The sequence below is a fragment of the Conchiformibius steedae genome, from assembly GCF_014054725.1.
GTDB lineage: Bacteria > Pseudomonadota > Gammaproteobacteria > Burkholderiales > Neisseriaceae > Conchiformibius > Conchiformibius steedae.
In genome coordinates this window covers 112,283-128,279 of sequence record NZ_CP059563.1, presented here as the reverse complement: position 1 = coordinate 128,279, position 15,997 = coordinate 112,283, and the positions used below count along the sequence as shown (strand labels likewise).

Here is a 15,997-nt window from a genome sequence, read left to right as displayed (position 1 = left end):
CCCCGAACATTTTCGGGGCGTTTGCAGGCAAACAATTAACGTTTGGAGAACTGTTTGGCGCGGCGTGCTTTGCGTAGACCGAATTTTTTACGTTCCACTTCACGCGCATCGCGGGTAACAAAACCAGCTTGAGACAAAGCAGGTTTCAAAGCAGCATCGTAGTCAATCAGGGCGCGGGTAATGCCGTGACGGATGGCACCAGATTGACCGGTTTCACCACCACCGCTTACATTGATTTTAATATCAAAGGCTTCAGCGTTTTCAGTCAAAACCAAAGGCTGACGCACCACCATGCGGCTGGTTTCACGTGAGAAGAATTCATCAACGGGACGACCGTTTACAATAATCTGACCGCTACCTTTTTGCAGGAACACGCGGGCAACAGAGCTTTTGCGGCGACCGGTGCCGTAATAGTATTTACCGTTCATCTGGTGTCCTTAAATTTCCAAAACTTTGGGTTGTTGAGCAGCGTGTTGGTGTTCGGCACCAGCATACACTTTCAGTTTTTTAATCATGGCATAACCCAAAGGACCTTTGGGCAACATGCCTTTTACGGCTTTTTCCAAAGCACGACCGGGGAATTTTTCCTGCATTTGGCGGAAGCTGCGCTCGTAAATACCGCCGGGGAAACCAGAGTGACGGTAGTATTTTTTGTCTTCAAATTTGTTGCCAGTCACGCGCAATTTGTCGGCATTAATCACAATAATGTAATCACCAGTGTCCACGTGGGGGGTGTATTCGGGCTTATGTTTGCCGCGCAGACGGCGGGCAACTTCGGCTGCAACACGACCGAGTACTTTGTCTTCGGCGTCGATTACAAACCATTCGCGTTGCACCTCGTGCGGTTTCGCTGAAAAGGTTTTCATAATAGGGTAATCCAATAAATTCGGTATAAATAGAAACCGTTGATTTTATCGTTTTCAGATGGCTGTGTCAATTGATGTTTGGCGCAAAAACGGGCGGTAACGTTCAAGCCGTTACCGCCCGTCAAGCCTTTTGGCAACGGGGTTTAATCGTCGCCAGCAAACGCCAGCAGCAGGTGCAGCAGGCTGCTGAAAATATTGTACAGCGAAATAAAGATGGTCAGTGCCGCGCTGATGTGGCTGTCTTCGCCGCCTTCAATCACATTGCGGATTTGCCACATAATCAGCAGCGAACTGAACACCACAAACGCGCCCGACAGGGTTAAACCCATCACAGGCAGTTGGAAAAACAGGTTGGCGACCACGCCAATCATCAGCACGATTGCGCCCATACCCAAAAACTTGCCCAAAGCGTGGGTGTTGATATTGGATTTACGCGCCAGATATGCCATGGCAAAAAACACGCCTGCGGTCATCAGTGCGGCAGTCATTACCAGTTTGCCGCCATTGGCAACGGCTGCGGTAACCATCAGCAGCGGCGACAGCATCAATCCCATGCCGAAGGTAAACACCATCAGCAGTGCCACGCCTGTTTTGCTGTAGCGGTTTTTTTCAATGGCAAAACACATGCCGTAAAAGAAGGCAAACATAATGCCGATTGCCAGCCATTGGTTGCCCAAAGCGGCAAAGGGGTTAAACATCATGCCTGCGCCCGCGCCTAAAGCACAGGGCAGAAACGACAGTGCCAGCAGGTTATAGGTTTTTTGCAGTAAAACTTCCTGCGGCTGGCTTTGCGTGGCAATGCCCGTGTAGTCGGAAACGTGTTGTTGCGGTTCGTTCATGTTTAGACTCCTAATGTGGGTGTGTAAAAAACATCATTGTATTACATATTTTCGCGTTCGCGTTTTTTGAGTTTGGAACGGATGCGGTTTTGCTTGAGAGTGGACAGGTATTCCACAAATACTTTGCCGTTTAAATGGTCAATTTCGTGCTGGATGCAGATGGCAAGCAGTCCGTCTGCTTCAATGGTGTGGCTGTTGCCGTCCAAATCAAGATATTCGGCGGTGATGCGCTCGGCGCGGGTCACTTTGTCGTAAATACCTGGAACGGACAAACAGCCTTCTTCGTAGGTGGTTTCACCGTCTTTGGCGGTAATCACGGGGTTTACCAGCACCATTAGGCTGTCGCGTTCTTCCGACAAATCAATCACCACCACGCGTTCATGCACATCTACCTGTGTGGCTGCCAAGCCGATGCCGCGTGCGGAATACATGGTTTCTGCCATATCGGCAGCGAGTTGTTTGATGCGGGCGTCTATTTGCTTAACGGGTTCTGCCACTTTGTGCAGGCGTTCATCGGGGTACTGTAAAATTGTCAGCAATGCCATTTTGCTGCTTCCTTTCTGAAAAATAATGGGCTTATGGTGTCGCAATCGTACCATGCCTGATGCAGAAAATCACACAAACGCTGGCACAAGGGCGGCAAAATGCTCTATTATTGCGCTTATTTGTCAATTGTCAATCTCAGGGGCTAACATGCACAAGCACCTTACTGTTTTGTTTTGCGCCGCAGGCGTGGCGCTTTCGGCGCCAGCGTTTGCCAAATCCAAGTTAAAAGTGAAACCCAATGCGCCTGCGCGTTATGTGGTCAAGCAGGGCGACACTTTATGGGAAATTTCGGGTAAATATTTGTACCGTCCGTGGAAATGGCCGGCGCTGTGGCAGGTAAACCGTGGCAAAATCCGCAATCCGCACCTGATTTATCCGGGGCAGGAACTGTATTTGAGCTATGTAAACGGACGACCCGTGCTGACGGCGAAAAAACGCGCCCGTGGCGGACGTGCCAGCACGTCGCAAGGCGGTATTCCCACCATTAAGCTGGGACCGCGTACCATAGATTTGGATAACAGCATTCCCACCATTAATGTGGATTTCTACCGTTTGTTTATGAAGCACCCGCAGTTTGTTGCCGAAGAGGATTTGGCGCACGCACCGCGCATTGTGGCGGGGGAAGACGGACGCACGCTGTTTACCACGGAAGACCGCATTTATGCCGATGGTCCGATTGAATCGGGCAGCTATCTAGTTTACCGCGTAAAAGAAGATTTGAAAGACCCGATTAGCGGCAAATCTTTGGGACGTTTGGTAGAATTTGCCGGCGAAGCCTCAACTTTGCCTGTTCACGACCACGGCATGGCAAACCGCGACAATCAGGAAATGACACCCAAGCAGCGCGAGAAACTGAGTGCGGACGAATACTATGTGCGCGAAGGGCATAAACGTGTTGCCGTGCGTACTGCCCAAGCAATGAAGCTGACCAATGCCACATCGGAAATTTTGCGCGGCGATTACCTGCTGAAAAAACCCGATGTGCTGACAGGCTTCTATATGATGCCCCATCCGCCTGCGCGTGATGTAGATGCCCGCATTGTGACCATGATGGACGGCATTTCCGAAAGCGCGATGACCCAAACCATTATTCTGAACAAGGGCGAAGCAGACGGCATTGATGCAGGTACGGTGTTGGCGGTGTACAAACCTAATCGCATTGTCAAAACCGAATGGAACAATCCCGATAAAAAAGCCTCGCAGTTTGTGAACCTGCCCACCGAAGAAATCGGTTTAGCGATGGTGTACCGCACCGGCGAACACGTTTCATCGGCGATTATTTTGGAAAGCAGCACCAATGTGAGCAAAGGTGATGTGTTACGCGCACCGGGGGGCGATTTGTCGGTGGATGAAGAAGAATCCACCGTATTGCAGGGCGGTATGATTGAAGGCACGCCCGGCTTTTTGGACGATGTAGAGCGCGATTGGAAAGACGTGATTGAACACGTTAAATAAATTTTCTTGAGCACTTTACTGAAAATAGGGGTTTGCCTAATTGGGAAGCCCCTGTTTTTCATGCCGGTTTGGTATTAAAGCGGTTTTTGGCTGCCGTGATTTTGTCCGTTCAGGCTTGACAAGGCGGCAGATATTGAATAAAAAGCATGGTTTTTAACATTTCTGCCGCCCCGATTCATTTTTCCGACACGGGCGTCCGACCGAAATAAGGAATCAGCCATGAGCGAACAAGACCAACCCGTTTTTAGCATTGAGAAACTGTATGTTAAAGATTTGTCTTTAGAAGTACCCCACGCCCCGCAAATCTTTTTGGAATCGGAAACCCCCGAAGTGGATATGCGTGTGGCCACCCACAGCCAAAAAGTGGAAGACGGCTTTTATGAGTGCGGCATTACCGTTACCATTACCGCCACTTTAAAAGACGAACGCGTGGTATTTTTGAGCGAAGTCAATCAAGCAGGTATTTTCCGCCTGTCCAACATCCCCGAGGAAGACATTAAAATCCTGTTGGGCGTCGCCTGCCCGAACATCCTGTTCCCCTATGCGCGTGAAACAGTATCTTCTACCGTAACCCGCGCAGGCTTCCCGCCCGTATTGCTGGCACCGATTAACTTTGATGCCATGTATCAGCAATCGCAAGAAGAAGCCGCTGCTGCCGAATAATGCCTTGCGCTTAAGCATCAACGCCGAACCGTGTCATACGGTTCGGTTTTTTATTTTCAGTTGCCTACTTTGCTGGTACAATCAAATACTTAATATTGTTTATTATTTCTGATTTCCGATGCAGCAGCCCGATTTATCCCAAGTGCTTGCCAAAGACCGTTATTTCTTACAACGTGCGTTTAAACAGCCGCAAAAATTCGGCGGTTTGGCAAAAGTTCAACAAAAATACCAAAAATCCCACGAAATTTACCAAAAACGCCTACAAAACTTGCCCAAACCGCAGTTTGACGACAGCCTGCCCGTGCATGAAAAACGCGCCGAAATCCGCGATGCCATTGCCGCTAACCAAGTTACCATTATTTGTGGCGAAACGGGTTCGGGTAAAACCACGCAGCTGCCGAAAATCTGTTTGGAATTGGGGCGCGGCGCGGCAGGTTTAATCGGGCATACCCAACCGCGCCGTTTGGCGGCGCGCTCTGTGGCGGAACGCATTGCTGAAGAGCTGGGGCAGAATATTGGGCAAGCCGTTGGTTATAAAGTGCGTTTTACCGACCACACCGCACGCGATGCCAGCATCAAACTGATGACAGACGGCATTTTGCTGGCGGAAACCCAAACCGACCGTTTTCTTACCGCTTACGACACCATTATTATTGACGAAGCGCACGAGCGCAGCCTGAATATTGATTTCCTACTTGGCTATCTGAAACAAATTCTGCCACAGCGACCTGATTTAAAAGTCATTATCACATCAGCGACCATTGATGCCGAGCGTTTTTCCCAGCATTTTAACGGCGCACCCGTGATTGAGGTAAGCGGGCGCACCTATCCTGTGGACGTGCTGTATCGCCCCTTGCAAGCCGATGATGAAGATGAAGCAGAAATAGAAACCGCCGATGCCATTGTGGATGCGGCGGACGAATTGGCGCGTTTTGGCACAGGCGATATTTTGGTTTTTCTACCGGGTGAGCGCGAAATCCGCGAGACTGCCGAAGCCTTACGCAAATCGCCCTTGCGTAAAAATGATGATATTTTACCGCTATTTGCGCGACTTTCCGCGCAAGAGCAGCACAAAATTTTCCATCCGCAGGGCGACACGCGCCGCATTATTCTTGCCACCAACGTCGCTGAAACCTCGCTAACCGTGCCGCGCATCCGCTATGTGATTGATACGGGTTTGGCGCGGGTGAAACGCTATTCGGCGCGGGCAAAAGTGGAGCAGTTGCACGTTGAAAAAATCTCGCAGGCAGCGGCGCGGCAACGGTCGGGGCGTTGCGGGCGCGTATCGGCAGGCGTATGCATCCGTTTGTATTCGCAAGAAGATTTTGAACAACGCCCACCGTTTACCGACCCCGAAATTATCCGCAGCAATTTGGCGGCGGTGATTTTACGTATGGCGGCGCTGAAATTGGGCGATGTGGCGGCGTTTCCGTTTTTAGAAGCGCCCGACCAGCGTTATATCAACGATGGTTTTCAAGTTTTACAAGAACTTGGCGCGGTAAACGACAAAAACCAATTAAGCAAAACAGGCGAGCAGATGTCGCGCCTGCCGATAGACCCGAAAATCTCGCGTATGCTGTTGGCGGCGCAAAAGCATGATTGCGTGGCGGAAATGCTGGTGATTGTGTCTGCCTTGTCGATTCAAGACCCGCGCGAACGCCCTTTGGAAGCGCGTGAAGCAGCGAATAAGGCGCATGAGCGTTTTGCCGATAAGCAGTCGGATTTTTTAAGTTATTTGAATATTTGGGATTCTTTCCAGCGCGAGCGTGATAAGGGCTTGACCAATAAGCAGTTGGTGCAATGGTGCCATCAGTATTTTTTATCGCATTTGCGTATGCGCGAGTGGCGCGAATTGCATAAGCAACTGGCTGATATTGCGGTAGAAATGGGTTTGGTGGAAAAGGAACGCGCGTTCAGGCAGCCTGAAAAAGTGGCGCAACTGCAAGCCAACGAAACGGTACAAGACCAAGATTTATCCGCCAAATTAAAACAAAAACAATTGGATAAAAAACAGCATCGCGCCCAAATCCGTGCCAAAAAAGCCGCAGGCTACGAACAAATCCACCGCGCTTTATTAACGGGCTTAATCGCCAACGTGGGTATGAAGTCGCCTGAAGGACACGACTACACAGGCGCACGCGGCAGCCATTTTCATTTGTTTCCCGCGTCGTCTTTGTTTAAAGCCAAACCCAAATGGGTGATGGCGGCGGAACTGACTGAAACGACAAAACTTTATGCCCGCGATGTGGCGGAAATCAAGCCCGAATGGATTGAAGCGGAAGCGCCGCATTTGGTGCGCTATCATTATTTTGAGCCGCATTGGGAACAAAAACGTGGCGAAGTGGTGGCAAGTGAGCGCGTAACCCTTTATGGTTTAACGGTTTTGCCGCGCCGTCCGATTGCTTATGGCAAGGTTGCGCCCGAAGAAGCGCGGGAAATTTTTATCCGCAGCGCATTGGTGGCGCAGGAATGCGATTTAAAAGCAGCGTTTTTTATCCACAATAAAAAACTGATTCGTGAAATCAGCGAATTAGAGCATAAATCGCGCAAGCAAGATGTGTTGGTGGACGAAGAAGCCTTGTTTGCGTTTTACCACGACAGGCTGCCTGAAAATTATCAAGTATCGGAAAACAAAACGGTTGCGCTGGCGGATATCCGCACCTTTGAAGCGTGGCTGAAAACAGTTGATGAAAAACAACTATTTTTGTCGCGCGAAGATTTGATGCAGCACGCCGCCGCGCACATTACCGAAGAGCAGTTCCCCAAATTTTGGCGTAATCAGGACGGAAAATTTAAACTAAATTACCGTTTTGAACCGCATCACCCGCTTGACGGCGTTACGCTGACCGTACCGCTAACCGTATTAAACCGCGTCAACGCCGCCGAATTGGAATGGCTCGTTCCGGGCATGATACGCGAAAAATTACAGTTGCTGATTAAGGCATTACCCAAACAAATCCGCCGCGTATGTGTGCCTGTGCCTGATTTTATTACCCGTTTTCTCGCTGCCGAACCTGACCACAGCCAGCCGATTTTGCCGCAGCTTGCCCATGCCGTTGCCAAACACACGGGCGATATGCGTTTGTTGGAACAGATTAATTTGGACGATTGGGCTGCACAGCGTTTACCCGAACATTGTTACGCCAATATCCGCGTGGTGGACGATGGCGGACAGGAGTTGGCAACGGGGCGCGATTTGGCGCAACTGCAACAGCAGCTTGGCAACGCCGCCGCCATGACTTTCCGCGATAATACCCAAGAATTTGAACGGGATAACTTGACCGATTGGAGCATCGGCACGCTGCCTGAAAGCATTAAATTTGCGCGTGGCAAACAGCAGCTCACGGGTTACCTTGCCCTACAAAAAGAAAAAAACGGCAACATCGCCTTACGCCTGTTTGATACGCCCGAAGCTGCCGCACACGCCCACCGTGCAGGCGTGATTGCGCTGATGCAGCTTCAGCTTAAAGACCATATGAAAGATTTAAACAAAGGTATTCAAGGTTTTACCCAAGCAGCAATGTTGCTGAAACATATTCCTGCCGACACCCTGCGCGATGATTTGACCCAAGCCGTGTGCGACCGCGCCTTTATCGGCGAAGACGAACTGCCGCGCAGTGAAAAAGCCTTTAAAGAACAAATTAAACGCGCCCGCAGCCGCTTGCCTGCGGTAAAAGAAGCCCTGAGCCGCTATTTGCAGGAAACCGCCGCCGCCTATACCGAATTAAACGGCAAACTGGGTAAACATCCGCTAACGCCATTGCTGCGTCGCCGTGTGGAACAGCTACTTTCGGCAGGATTTGCCACGCGTACCCCGTGGGCGCAATGGCAACGGCTGCCCGTGTATCTAAAAGCCATGACCCTGCGGATGGAAAAATATAGCGCCAATCCTGCCCGCGACCAAGCAAGGGAAGCGGATATTAACCAGCTTGAACAGATGCTAAACGATAAGTTACAATCACTAACACGGCAAAACCAGCCTGTGTTTGATGAATTGTTGGCGTTTGCTTGGCAGTTAGAGGAATTGCGCGTTTCCTTGTTTGCGCAGGAGTTGAAGACGCCTCATCCAGTATCGGTTAAACGGTTGTTAAGAATGTTTTGATTAGGAGATCTAAATGAATTACGAAGAGGCTTTATATCATGCAAAATCTGGGCAGGCATTATTATTTTATGGTGCTGGTATGTCATCTGAGGTTATTAATCTGAATGATGAAAAAATGCCCATAGGTAGGGAGTTATCGAAATTAATTTATAAAGAGATCGATCCTTCAGGAGCTAATGATTTTGATTTAGGATATAGTACACAAATTTTTCTAAAAAAGAAAAGTAAAGGTGATTTGATTTCATTGATCAAGCCCATTTTTCAAACAAAAAAATTACCTAATTATTACAAAGACATTGTTGAAACACCTTGGAGAAGTATTTTTACAACAAATTATGATAACTCTTTTGAAGTACAAGCACAACATTTGGGATTGGAACGGAATGCAGTTTCGCCGATGATGAATCCTAATGATTTTCATGCAAACTCAAAGAATATTATTCATATTAATGGTTATATTGAAACAGTCACTCCCAATGATTTAGAAAATAACTTTAAGCTAGCAAATGTAAGTTATTTAGCAGATCAGTTTGTAAAAAGTCCATGGTATGAAAGTTTTTTTACAGAAGTCATTGCAAGCAAAGCTATATTTTTTGTAGGGTACTCTTTAAGTTATGATTTTGATATTGCAAAGTTATTTTTTGATTTTCATGATGCTCTTAAGGAAAAAACTTTCTTCATTTCAAATAATGAAAATCCAATCCTAGATGATTTTGGAACTGTTTATACCAAAGGAGTGGAAAATTTTGCAAGAGATCTTTCAAAGCTCAATACAGTATATAGTACTGAAACAAATGAAAAGGTTTATATAAATTTTAAAGAGTTCAAGTTAATACGCTCTGAAAAGAAAAATTTAAATGTCAATGAAGAAACAGAAAAGTTCCTGATATTAGGGCATGAAAATCAAAGTTTACTTGAGAAAGTTGTTAGAATTGAAGATTACAAGGATTATGCTGTTAATAGAATCAATGATTTAAATCTTGATAGTATAGATAAAAGTTTTATTTTTGTATATGGGGATTTAGGTGTTGGGAAAACTGTACTAGTTGAGCAGCTTTGTATATTTTATTTTCACAAAGGATATGGTGTTTTCACGCTTAATAAATCATTTTACTCCCCATTAGAAGATATTGATATTATTTTATCAACAAAACAAAAGGCTATATTTGTTTTGGATGTGAATAATTATACAGATGAGATACATAATCTTATACGCTATTTACGTCAAAAAATTCGCCAAGATGATAAAGTGATAGTTTCATTAAGAACTGATGAATACGAATTGGCATTTAATGAATTAGTTTTTCGTACCCCCTGCCTATCATCTGATATGATTCGTGAAATTTGCGCTGATAAACTTAACGGATCTCAAGGGGAAAAATTTTTATCAATTTTAGAGAATAATGGTTTTCTTATTCCTATACTTGATGAACTATATCCCAATAATAAATTTGATAAAAAAACAAGGCTTCTAGCAGACTCAAATAAACAGTTAAGTCATTTGCTATTGTCGTTATTAAAATCTGAATCTATTATTCAGAAATATAATCCAATATTTCAGGATCTCGAACTTCAAAGGGAAAAATTAATGATCCTAACAACAGTTTTTATGTTACATATCCTTTATGGTGAGGAAGTGGAAAAAAATGTATTATATAAAATAACAGAAAGTAGCCGTATAATTCAACCTGATTTTGGAAAGGATAAGTTATTAAATCATTTCTTTACACGAAACCAAGGTAATTTTGTTACTCCAAAATCTACATTATTTGCACAATTCTTTTTTGAGCAATTCCCTAATCCAGCTTTAATGGTTGAAATATTGTCAACAGTTGCAAAGAGATGCTTTACATTAGGGCAAAAGGAGCAAAATAATTTCCAAAAAGGGGCATATAAATATGGAAAAACATATAAAATGTTAGCAACATATACAAATATACAACGGATGATCTCTACTAAAAAAGAAAAACGAAATTCATTGATTCAATATTATGAAACACTACGAGGATTTGGATTAGAAATTGAGAATCCACATTTTTGGTTGCAATATGCCATTGCACGGTTGGCGTATGCGGAAAGTGAACCTCAACCCCATTTAGAATTAGCAAAAAAATATTTAGATACAGCGATGGAGTTAGCCAGAAAGAAAAGGGGTTATAAGACCTATGACTTGCAAACTCAATTAGCACGTTTTTATATTTATAAAAGCTCCTTGCTGGAAAAGGCAGAGGAAACAATACCATATTTAAAAGAGGCAATTCAATATCTTGATGTTGTAACTGAGAAAGATAAAAAACGTGCTTCTTTTCGACAAATAAGATATTTATGTGAGGTCATCTTAAAGCATATACATGGATACACACCTGATAATATTGATTATTTTTTAAAAGCGCTTCAAAGATATAAGCTTAGTATAGGAAGTTCGCCTATGAGTGTTCAAGATGATAAAACAGTTGAGATATCTAGGGAGAAAATAGAGCTCTTAATTCCTAAGTTAGAACGTATATTGAGTTAAAAGCTCAACATAGTAGCAAATGATGTTTAGTTAGGATTAGTCCCACATTTGTATCCAAGAATAGGGCAGCCTGAAACCCACAAATTTCAGGCTGCTCTCATATGATTATTGCAGGGTAGAGATTTTGAACTCAATTCATTACGGTGGCAGGATGCAAAGGCACGACCCCCACCATAATACTGCTTGCCAAAATCAGCAGCGATAAAGCCCAAATCCAGAAAAACGAATAGCGGATATGTTTGCCCATAGAAAGCTGTGCCAAGCCCAAGCCCATCCACAGCGCGGGCGAAAGCGGAGTCACAAATGTGCCGACAATACTGCCAATCAGCATGGCATAACCCGCAGCGCGTGGGTCCACGCCCGATTGCGAGGTAATTTGTTCCATCACGGGGAACAAGCCGAAATATTGTGAATTCATCTGAAAATTGCACAAGTTGAATAAAATATCATAGGGTGTAAGTTTTTAGGTAAGAAATTGATTATTTGTTATAAATTATCAATACAAGTGCATGAAAAACTCCCTGAAAAGTGTTACATTTTTCACTGTATTTACTATAGTTGATAAAAATAAAAACGAGACAAGGCAGCAACGCCCGCCGTGTACGGAACAGTACATCAGGGCGTTGGCAACGCTGTATCGTTGCGATTTTAATCAACTATATAATAGGCATCGGTGCTGAGCACCAAACAAACAGGCTGCCTGAGTGATTTTCAGGCAGCCTGTTTGTCTTTATCAAAAAATTATTGATTTTTCTGTGATTTGACAATACTCATACCTGCGGAAACCAATCCGCCCAAATCGGCGATATTGGCAGGCATAATCAAGGTATTGTTTTCTTTGGCAAGTTTTGAGAAGGCTTCTACATATTGCTCTGCCACTTTTAAATTCACCGCTTCGCTGCCCCCCGGTTCTTGAATGGCGGCGGCAATGGTGCGGATGGCATCGGCGCTGGCTTGTGCCACCAAACGCAGGGCTTGCGCTTCGCCTTCGGCGCGGTTGATTTGGGCGACTTTTTCGCCTTGTGAAGCATTGACGGCAGCTTGCGCTTCGCCTTCGGATTTTTTGATTTCGGCTTCGCGTTCGCCTGTTGCCAAATTGATTTGTTCGATTTTCAAACCCTCGGATTGGGCGATGCGGGCGCGTTTGTCGCGTTCGGCGGTGATTTGCGCCTGCATGGCGCGTAAAATTTCTTGTGGGGGAACAAGGTCTTTGATTTCGTAACGCAACACTTTTACGCCCCACGATACGGCGGCTTCGTCTAATGCGGCGACTACGGTGCGGTTGATGTCGTCGCGCTCTTCAAAGGTTTTGTCCAATTCCATGCGCCCGATAACGGAACGCAAGGTGGTTTGTGCCAGCTGGGTAATGGCGAGAATGTAGTTGCTGGAACCGTAAGAAGCGCGTTTGGGGTCAGTAACTTGAAAATACAAAATCCCATCTACGGTTAATTGGGTGTTGTCGCGGGTGATGCAGACTTGGCTGGGGACGTCCAGCGGGATTTCTTTGAGCGAGTGGCGGTAGGCGATGCGGTCGAGAAAGGGAACGAGAATGTTTAATCCGGGTTTGAGTACGGAGTGAAAACGCCCCAAACGTTCCACAATATAGGCTTCTTGCTGTGGAACAACTTTAAATGCTTGAAAGCCGATGATAATCACCACCGCTAAAATCACCAAAGGTAAAAATGACATAATGTTTGACTCCTTAACAAGCTGATTGAAAAAATTATTAGGAACGCAGCAGCAAAACAATGCCGTCTTTGCCGATAATCACGGCGTGGCTGCCTGCGTGGGCGTGGTGCTGCGGGTCGGGAAAACGGGCTTCCCATTGTGTGCCGCGGTATTGTACGCGCCATAATCCACCGCCTAACTCGCTTTCCAGCGTAACGCTTTGACCGATGTCCAAGTCGTTTTGTACGGCGGGGGCAGGGGCAGCACGCCGCCGCCAACGGTACACCCACACCACGCCCGCCAGCGACAACAGCGATGCCGTCCACCACGGGGCAGTGCTGTCCGCACCAAACAGCCATGCCGCCAAACCTGCACCCGCCAAAGCTGCCGACAGCACCAGCAGATACACCGTACCTAAAAAAATCTCTGCCGCAAACAGCAATGCAGCGGCTGCCAGCCAGTAAGTCATGATGCGTCCTTGCGTTGTGGGAATTGTGTGAGAATGTACAGAAAAAATAAACCTTTGGCAAGATATGGTGAAAAGGTTTGCTTTCACACATCGGGTGGATATTTGCTTGTAGGGACAGCTGTGGTAAGCATGCAAATAAGGCTGCTATGGATAAATAGCAGCCTTTTAGGGAATTGCGCTAATGGTACACTGGGTAATCAGCCGACCGATGTTATTCCCCTAACACTCCCAATCAGCGCGACCACTGTACCGCGTGAGAATCATTATAGTGCAGCTTATTTTAAGAATAAAGAGAGTAAGGAAAGTTACCTTTTAAATCAGGCAATGTTTACAATGCAACCGTACTTTTAGAAAAAACTAGGGAAGCCGATGATACGGCTTCCCTAATCACAGACGGCGCATATGATACATCAGGAAATCCCAGCATCAACCCGTCTGTTGTTTTTCGACAACTGGAACGTCTGCTGTATCGCTTGAGAGTTAAGCATAGTATAACTGACGACTTCACGCAAGATGCAGCATATATAGTTGATTAAAATCGACAACGATACAGTGTTGTCGCCTTGTCTCGTTTTTATTTTTATCCACTATATTATCAGTAAGCGAGTAATGGGCCAGCTATGTCGGGCTGTGCCGCTGTCCGAAACTTATCCGTTCATGTCCTGCCAAATCGGGCAGGGTGGCGACAGATTGAAAACCGTTGTCGCGTAAAATTTGGCGTACGGCTGCGCCTTGCTGATAGCCATGTTCAAACAGCAGCCAGCCGCCGTGATGCAGGTGTGCGGGCGCAGCGGCGGCGATGTGGCGGTAGGCACTTAAACCGTCTGAAAAATCGGTTAGTGCGTGCTGTGGTTCAAAACGCAAATCGCCTGTGTGCAAATGCGGGTCGTCTGCTTCAATATAAGGCGGATTGGATACGATAATATGACACAGCGGCGGCGCAGCTTGCACGTCTAGCCATGAACCTTGGGCAAAGGCAATGTCTGCGCCGAGTGTGGCGGCGTTACCACGTGCAACCCCCAAAGCATTGGCGCACACATCGCTGGCAAACACGCGGGCATCGGGGCGTTCCAGCTTGGCGGTAATGGCAATAATGCCGCTGCCTGTGCCGATGTCCCACAATGTGCCGTGTTCGGGCAAATGGGCTAAAGCGGCTTCCAACAGGTGTTCCGTTTCGGGACGGGGAATCAGCACGGCGGGCGAAACGGCAAAATCGCGCCCGTAAAATCCGCGTGTTCCCAAAATATACGCCATCGGTTCGCCTGCCAAACGCCGTTGCAGCAAGGCTTGCAAATGCTGTTGTTGTTCGGCGGTAAGCGGCAGGTGGTCGCGGGTGAGCAGTTGGGCGCGGGTAAGACGGGTGGCGTGTTGCACCAGTAAATATTTTTCCAAACGCGGCAGCGGACACTGCGCCAGCCAGTCGGCAGGGGTAATATGGTTCATAAAATTCCTTTTTGGTTTGAAACCATGCCTTGATGGTGGCAAAATGGTGGGGTTGGGTCAAGATGTTTCAACACACGGGGCTACACATCAAGCACATGTGTTGCCCTGATTCGGACGGAGTGGCTCTCCGCCCGAACAAACGTTTATTTTACCGCCGTAAACGGCAGGGTTTTCAAACCGAAAAGGAAACTTGATGAAAGGCTTTTGCCGTTTGGGACAACACAGGTTTGCGTTTTAATGCTGTCCTTTTGTTGAAACAAATACTTAACGGAATTCCTTAAACATGGCTACTTTTCAAGAAAATTTTCCCCGTAATCCCTACGGCGGGCAGCGCATTGATGGCGGCGGCGAGCATTTTCCCGTGCAAACTACGGCGTTGTCGTTTTCGCAAGGACGCTGTACGGGCTGGCAGGCGCAGATTGAGCAGCCGCCCGTACCGCAGCAGGCAGATTTGCCTGTGGCAGAACCCGAATTGCCCGAAGGCTGGCAGGCAGGTTTGCCGCCGCCCAAGCTGGTGTTGGTGGAAGATTATCACAAGCCTGAAGCGCAGCCGTCTGATGTGTTGTACACAGGCAAAACAGCGGTGGACAGCCCCGAAGCCGAAACAGACGGCGCAGCAGAAACGCCCAATCCCGTGCCTTTGCCCGCGCAAGGTCCGGTTTATACCATTTACCGCGCCGTATGGGGCAGCAGCTATTACTACCGCCGCCAACACAACGGCTATGCCTTACACGTTCCGTCGCACGGGAAAGCCGAAACGTTCTAATTGCGCCCAATCAAAAAAATGTCCGGGGTCGGTTTTGCGCTGCGGCGCGATATCCTGATGCCCGCACACCGCCGTAATCGGATAATGCTGGCACAAAGCCTGCAAAAGCCGCGTTAAAGCCGTGTATTGCGCCGTTTCAAACGGTTCAAAATCACAACCTTCTATCTCAATGCCTATTGAAAACGCATTGCAACGCTCACGCCCTTCAAAGCGCGACACGCCCGCGTGATACGCCATTTCATCACACGACACAAACTGCACCGTTTCGCCGCTGCGGGCAATAAAAAAATGTGCCGATACGCGCAAGTCCTGTAATTGTTTGAAAAACGGGTGTGCATCAGGCTGAATTTGATTGGTAAACAGCCGTTCTACCGCATCGCCGCCGTATTCAAACGGCGGCAGCGAAATATTGTGCAACACCACCAAATCCACCGCCGTATTGTCAGGGCGCGGGGAAAAATTAGGCGAAAAACATTGCTTTGCGCCTTGCCATCTGCCTTGATGCCATTCGTTCATTGTGTTTCCTTGCCGTTATTGCTGATTTTATCCGCATTATAAACGGCAAAGCGCTGAAAACCGATTTTTTAAAAAACCGTTACCCATTGTATATTGCATCAAATAATTTTATAAATAAAACAATAGAAAAAAACCAATCCCGTTCAATT

General features: G+C 47.0%; 13 protein-coding genes and 1 pseudogene. 5 read left to right on the top strand and 9 right to left on the bottom strand.

The window, feature by feature from the left end; translation table 11 throughout:
* Positions 1-35: 35 nt before the first annotated feature.
* The 4 genes from rpsI to def all read right to left on the bottom strand — a co-directional run bounded on the left by rpsI (position 36) and on the right by def (position 2,250).
* Complete coding sequence (gene rpsI / locus H3L98_RS01010; protein ID WP_027022037.1) at positions 36-428, bottom strand: 30S ribosomal protein S9; 393 nt, start codon at positions 426-428, stop codon at positions 36-38.
* Positions 429-437: 9 nt separating this feature from the next.
* Complete coding sequence (gene rplM, locus H3L98_RS01005) at positions 438-866, bottom strand: 50S ribosomal protein L13 (protein WP_027022038.1); 429 nt, start codon at positions 864-866, stop codon at positions 438-440.
* A gap of 143 nt (positions 867-1,009) precedes the next feature.
* Positions 1,010-1,705 carry a Bax inhibitor-1 family protein gene (locus tag H3L98_RS01000; protein WP_027022039.1) on the bottom strand — a complete coding sequence of 232 codons (696 nt, stop codon included), beginning with the start codon at positions 1,703-1,705 and terminating at the stop codon, positions 1,010-1,012.
* Positions 1,706-1,746: 41 nt separating this feature from the next.
* Positions 1,747-2,250, bottom strand: a complete 504-nt coding sequence (gene def / locus H3L98_RS00995; RefSeq protein WP_027022040.1) for a peptide deformylase — start codon at positions 2,248-2,250, stop codon at positions 1,747-1,749.
* Positions 2,251-2,398: 148 nt separating this feature from the next.
* On the opposite strand from def, the gene H3L98_RS00990 reads away from it, so the two are divergent.
* From H3L98_RS00990 to H3L98_RS00975, 4 genes are all read left to right on the top strand, one after another.
* Positions 2,399-3,706 carry a LysM peptidoglycan-binding domain-containing protein gene (locus H3L98_RS00990; RefSeq protein ID WP_034333567.1) on the top strand — a complete coding sequence of 436 codons (1,308 nt, stop codon included), beginning with the start codon at positions 2,399-2,401 and terminating at the stop codon, positions 3,704-3,706.
* Between the two features lie 219 nt (positions 3,707-3,925).
* A complete protein-coding gene (secB, locus tag H3L98_RS00985) occupies positions 3,926-4,369 on the top strand; it encodes a protein-export chaperone SecB (protein ID WP_027022041.1) in 444 nt (147 codons plus the stop codon).
* Between the two features lie 118 nt (positions 4,370-4,487).
* Positions 4,488-8,471, top strand: coding sequence for an ATP-dependent RNA helicase HrpA (hrpA, locus tag H3L98_RS00980; protein ID WP_027022042.1), 3,984 nt, complete (start codon positions 4,488-4,490; stop codon positions 8,469-8,471).
* Between the two features lie 13 nt (positions 8,472-8,484).
* A complete protein-coding gene (locus tag H3L98_RS00975) occupies positions 8,485-10,986 on the top strand; it encodes an SIR2 family protein (protein WP_027022043.1) in 2,502 nt (833 codons plus the stop codon).
* A 130-nt stretch (positions 10,987-11,116) separates the two neighbouring features.
* Here H3L98_RS00975 and H3L98_RS00970 read toward each other — a convergent pair.
* The 4 genes and pseudogenes from H3L98_RS00970 to prmC all read right to left on the bottom strand — a co-directional run.
* Positions 11,117-11,401 (bottom strand): annotated as a pseudogene (locus tag H3L98_RS00970) (CitMHS family transporter); the annotation flags it as partial.
* 326 nt (positions 11,402-11,727) lie between these two features.
* A complete protein-coding gene (locus tag H3L98_RS00965; RefSeq protein ID WP_027022045.1) occupies positions 11,728-12,675 on the bottom strand; it encodes an SPFH domain-containing protein in 948 nt (315 codons plus the stop codon).
* Between the two features lie 37 nt (positions 12,676-12,712).
* Positions 12,713-13,123: an NfeD family protein gene (locus tag H3L98_RS00960; RefSeq protein ID WP_027022046.1), complete on the bottom strand. Its 411-nt coding sequence runs from the start codon at positions 13,121-13,123 to the stop codon at positions 12,713-12,715.
* Positions 13,124-13,741: 618 nt separating this feature from the next.
* The gene (gene prmC, locus H3L98_RS00955) at positions 13,742-14,566 is read right to left on the bottom strand and encodes a peptide chain release factor N(5)-glutamine methyltransferase (RefSeq protein ID WP_182078441.1); all 825 of its coding nucleotides are present in this window, start codon (positions 14,564-14,566) and stop codon (positions 13,742-13,744) included.
* A gap of 283 nt (positions 14,567-14,849) precedes the next feature.
* On the opposite strand from prmC, the gene H3L98_RS00950 reads away from it, so the two are divergent.
* Positions 14,850-15,332 (top strand): hypothetical protein, encoded by a 483-nt coding sequence (locus H3L98_RS00950; RefSeq protein WP_027022048.1) that lies wholly within the window; start codon positions 14,850-14,852, stop codon positions 15,330-15,332.
* Here the strand turns inward: H3L98_RS00950 and ampD are convergent.
* On the bottom strand, positions 15,294-15,848 hold the full coding sequence (gene ampD, locus H3L98_RS00945; protein ID WP_027022049.1) for a 1,6-anhydro-N-acetylmuramyl-L-alanine amidase AmpD: 555 nt from the start codon (positions 15,846-15,848) through the stop codon (positions 15,294-15,296). The two genes, H3L98_RS00950 and ampD, sit on opposite strands and share 39 nt — an antisense overlap.
* Positions 15,849-15,997: the final 149 nt, after the last annotated feature.

Coding starts and splice junctions, on each gene's coding strand:
- rpsI (WP_027022037.1), bottom strand. CDS start 428: ATGAACGGTAAATACTATTACGGCACCGGTCGCCGCAAAAGCTCTGTT.
- rplM (WP_027022038.1), bottom strand. CDS start 866: ATGAAAACCTTTTCAGCGAAACCGCACGAGGTGCAACGCGAATGGTTT.
- H3L98_RS01000 (WP_027022039.1), bottom strand. CDS start 1,705: ATGAACGAACCGCAACAACACGTTTCCGACTACACGGGCATTGCCACG.
- def (WP_027022040.1), bottom strand. CDS start 2,250: ATGGCATTGCTGACAATTTTACAGTACCCCGATGAACGCCTGCACAAA.
- H3L98_RS00990 (WP_034333567.1), top strand. CDS start 2,399: ATGCACAAGCACCTTACTGTTTTGTTTTGCGCCGCAGGCGTGGCGCTT.
- secB (WP_027022041.1), top strand. CDS start 3,926: ATGAGCGAACAAGACCAACCCGTTTTTAGCATTGAGAAACTGTATGTT.
- hrpA (WP_027022042.1), top strand. CDS start 4,488: ATGCAGCAGCCCGATTTATCCCAAGTGCTTGCCAAAGACCGTTATTTC.
- H3L98_RS00975 (WP_027022043.1), top strand. CDS start 8,485: ATGAATTACGAAGAGGCTTTATATCATGCAAAATCTGGGCAGGCATTA.
- H3L98_RS00965 (WP_027022045.1), bottom strand. CDS start 12,675: ATGTCATTTTTACCTTTGGTGATTTTAGCGGTGGTGATTATCATCGGC.
- H3L98_RS00960 (WP_027022046.1), bottom strand. CDS start 13,123: ATGACTTACTGGCTGGCAGCCGCTGCATTGCTGTTTGCGGCAGAGATT.
- prmC (WP_182078441.1), bottom strand. CDS start 14,566: ATGAACCATATTACCCCTGCCGACTGGCTGGCGCAGTGTCCGCTGCCG.
- H3L98_RS00950 (WP_027022048.1), top strand. CDS start 14,850: ATGGCTACTTTTCAAGAAAATTTTCCCCGTAATCCCTACGGCGGGCAG.
- ampD (WP_027022049.1), bottom strand. CDS start 15,848: ATGAACGAATGGCATCAAGGCAGATGGCAAGGCGCAAAGCAATGTTTT.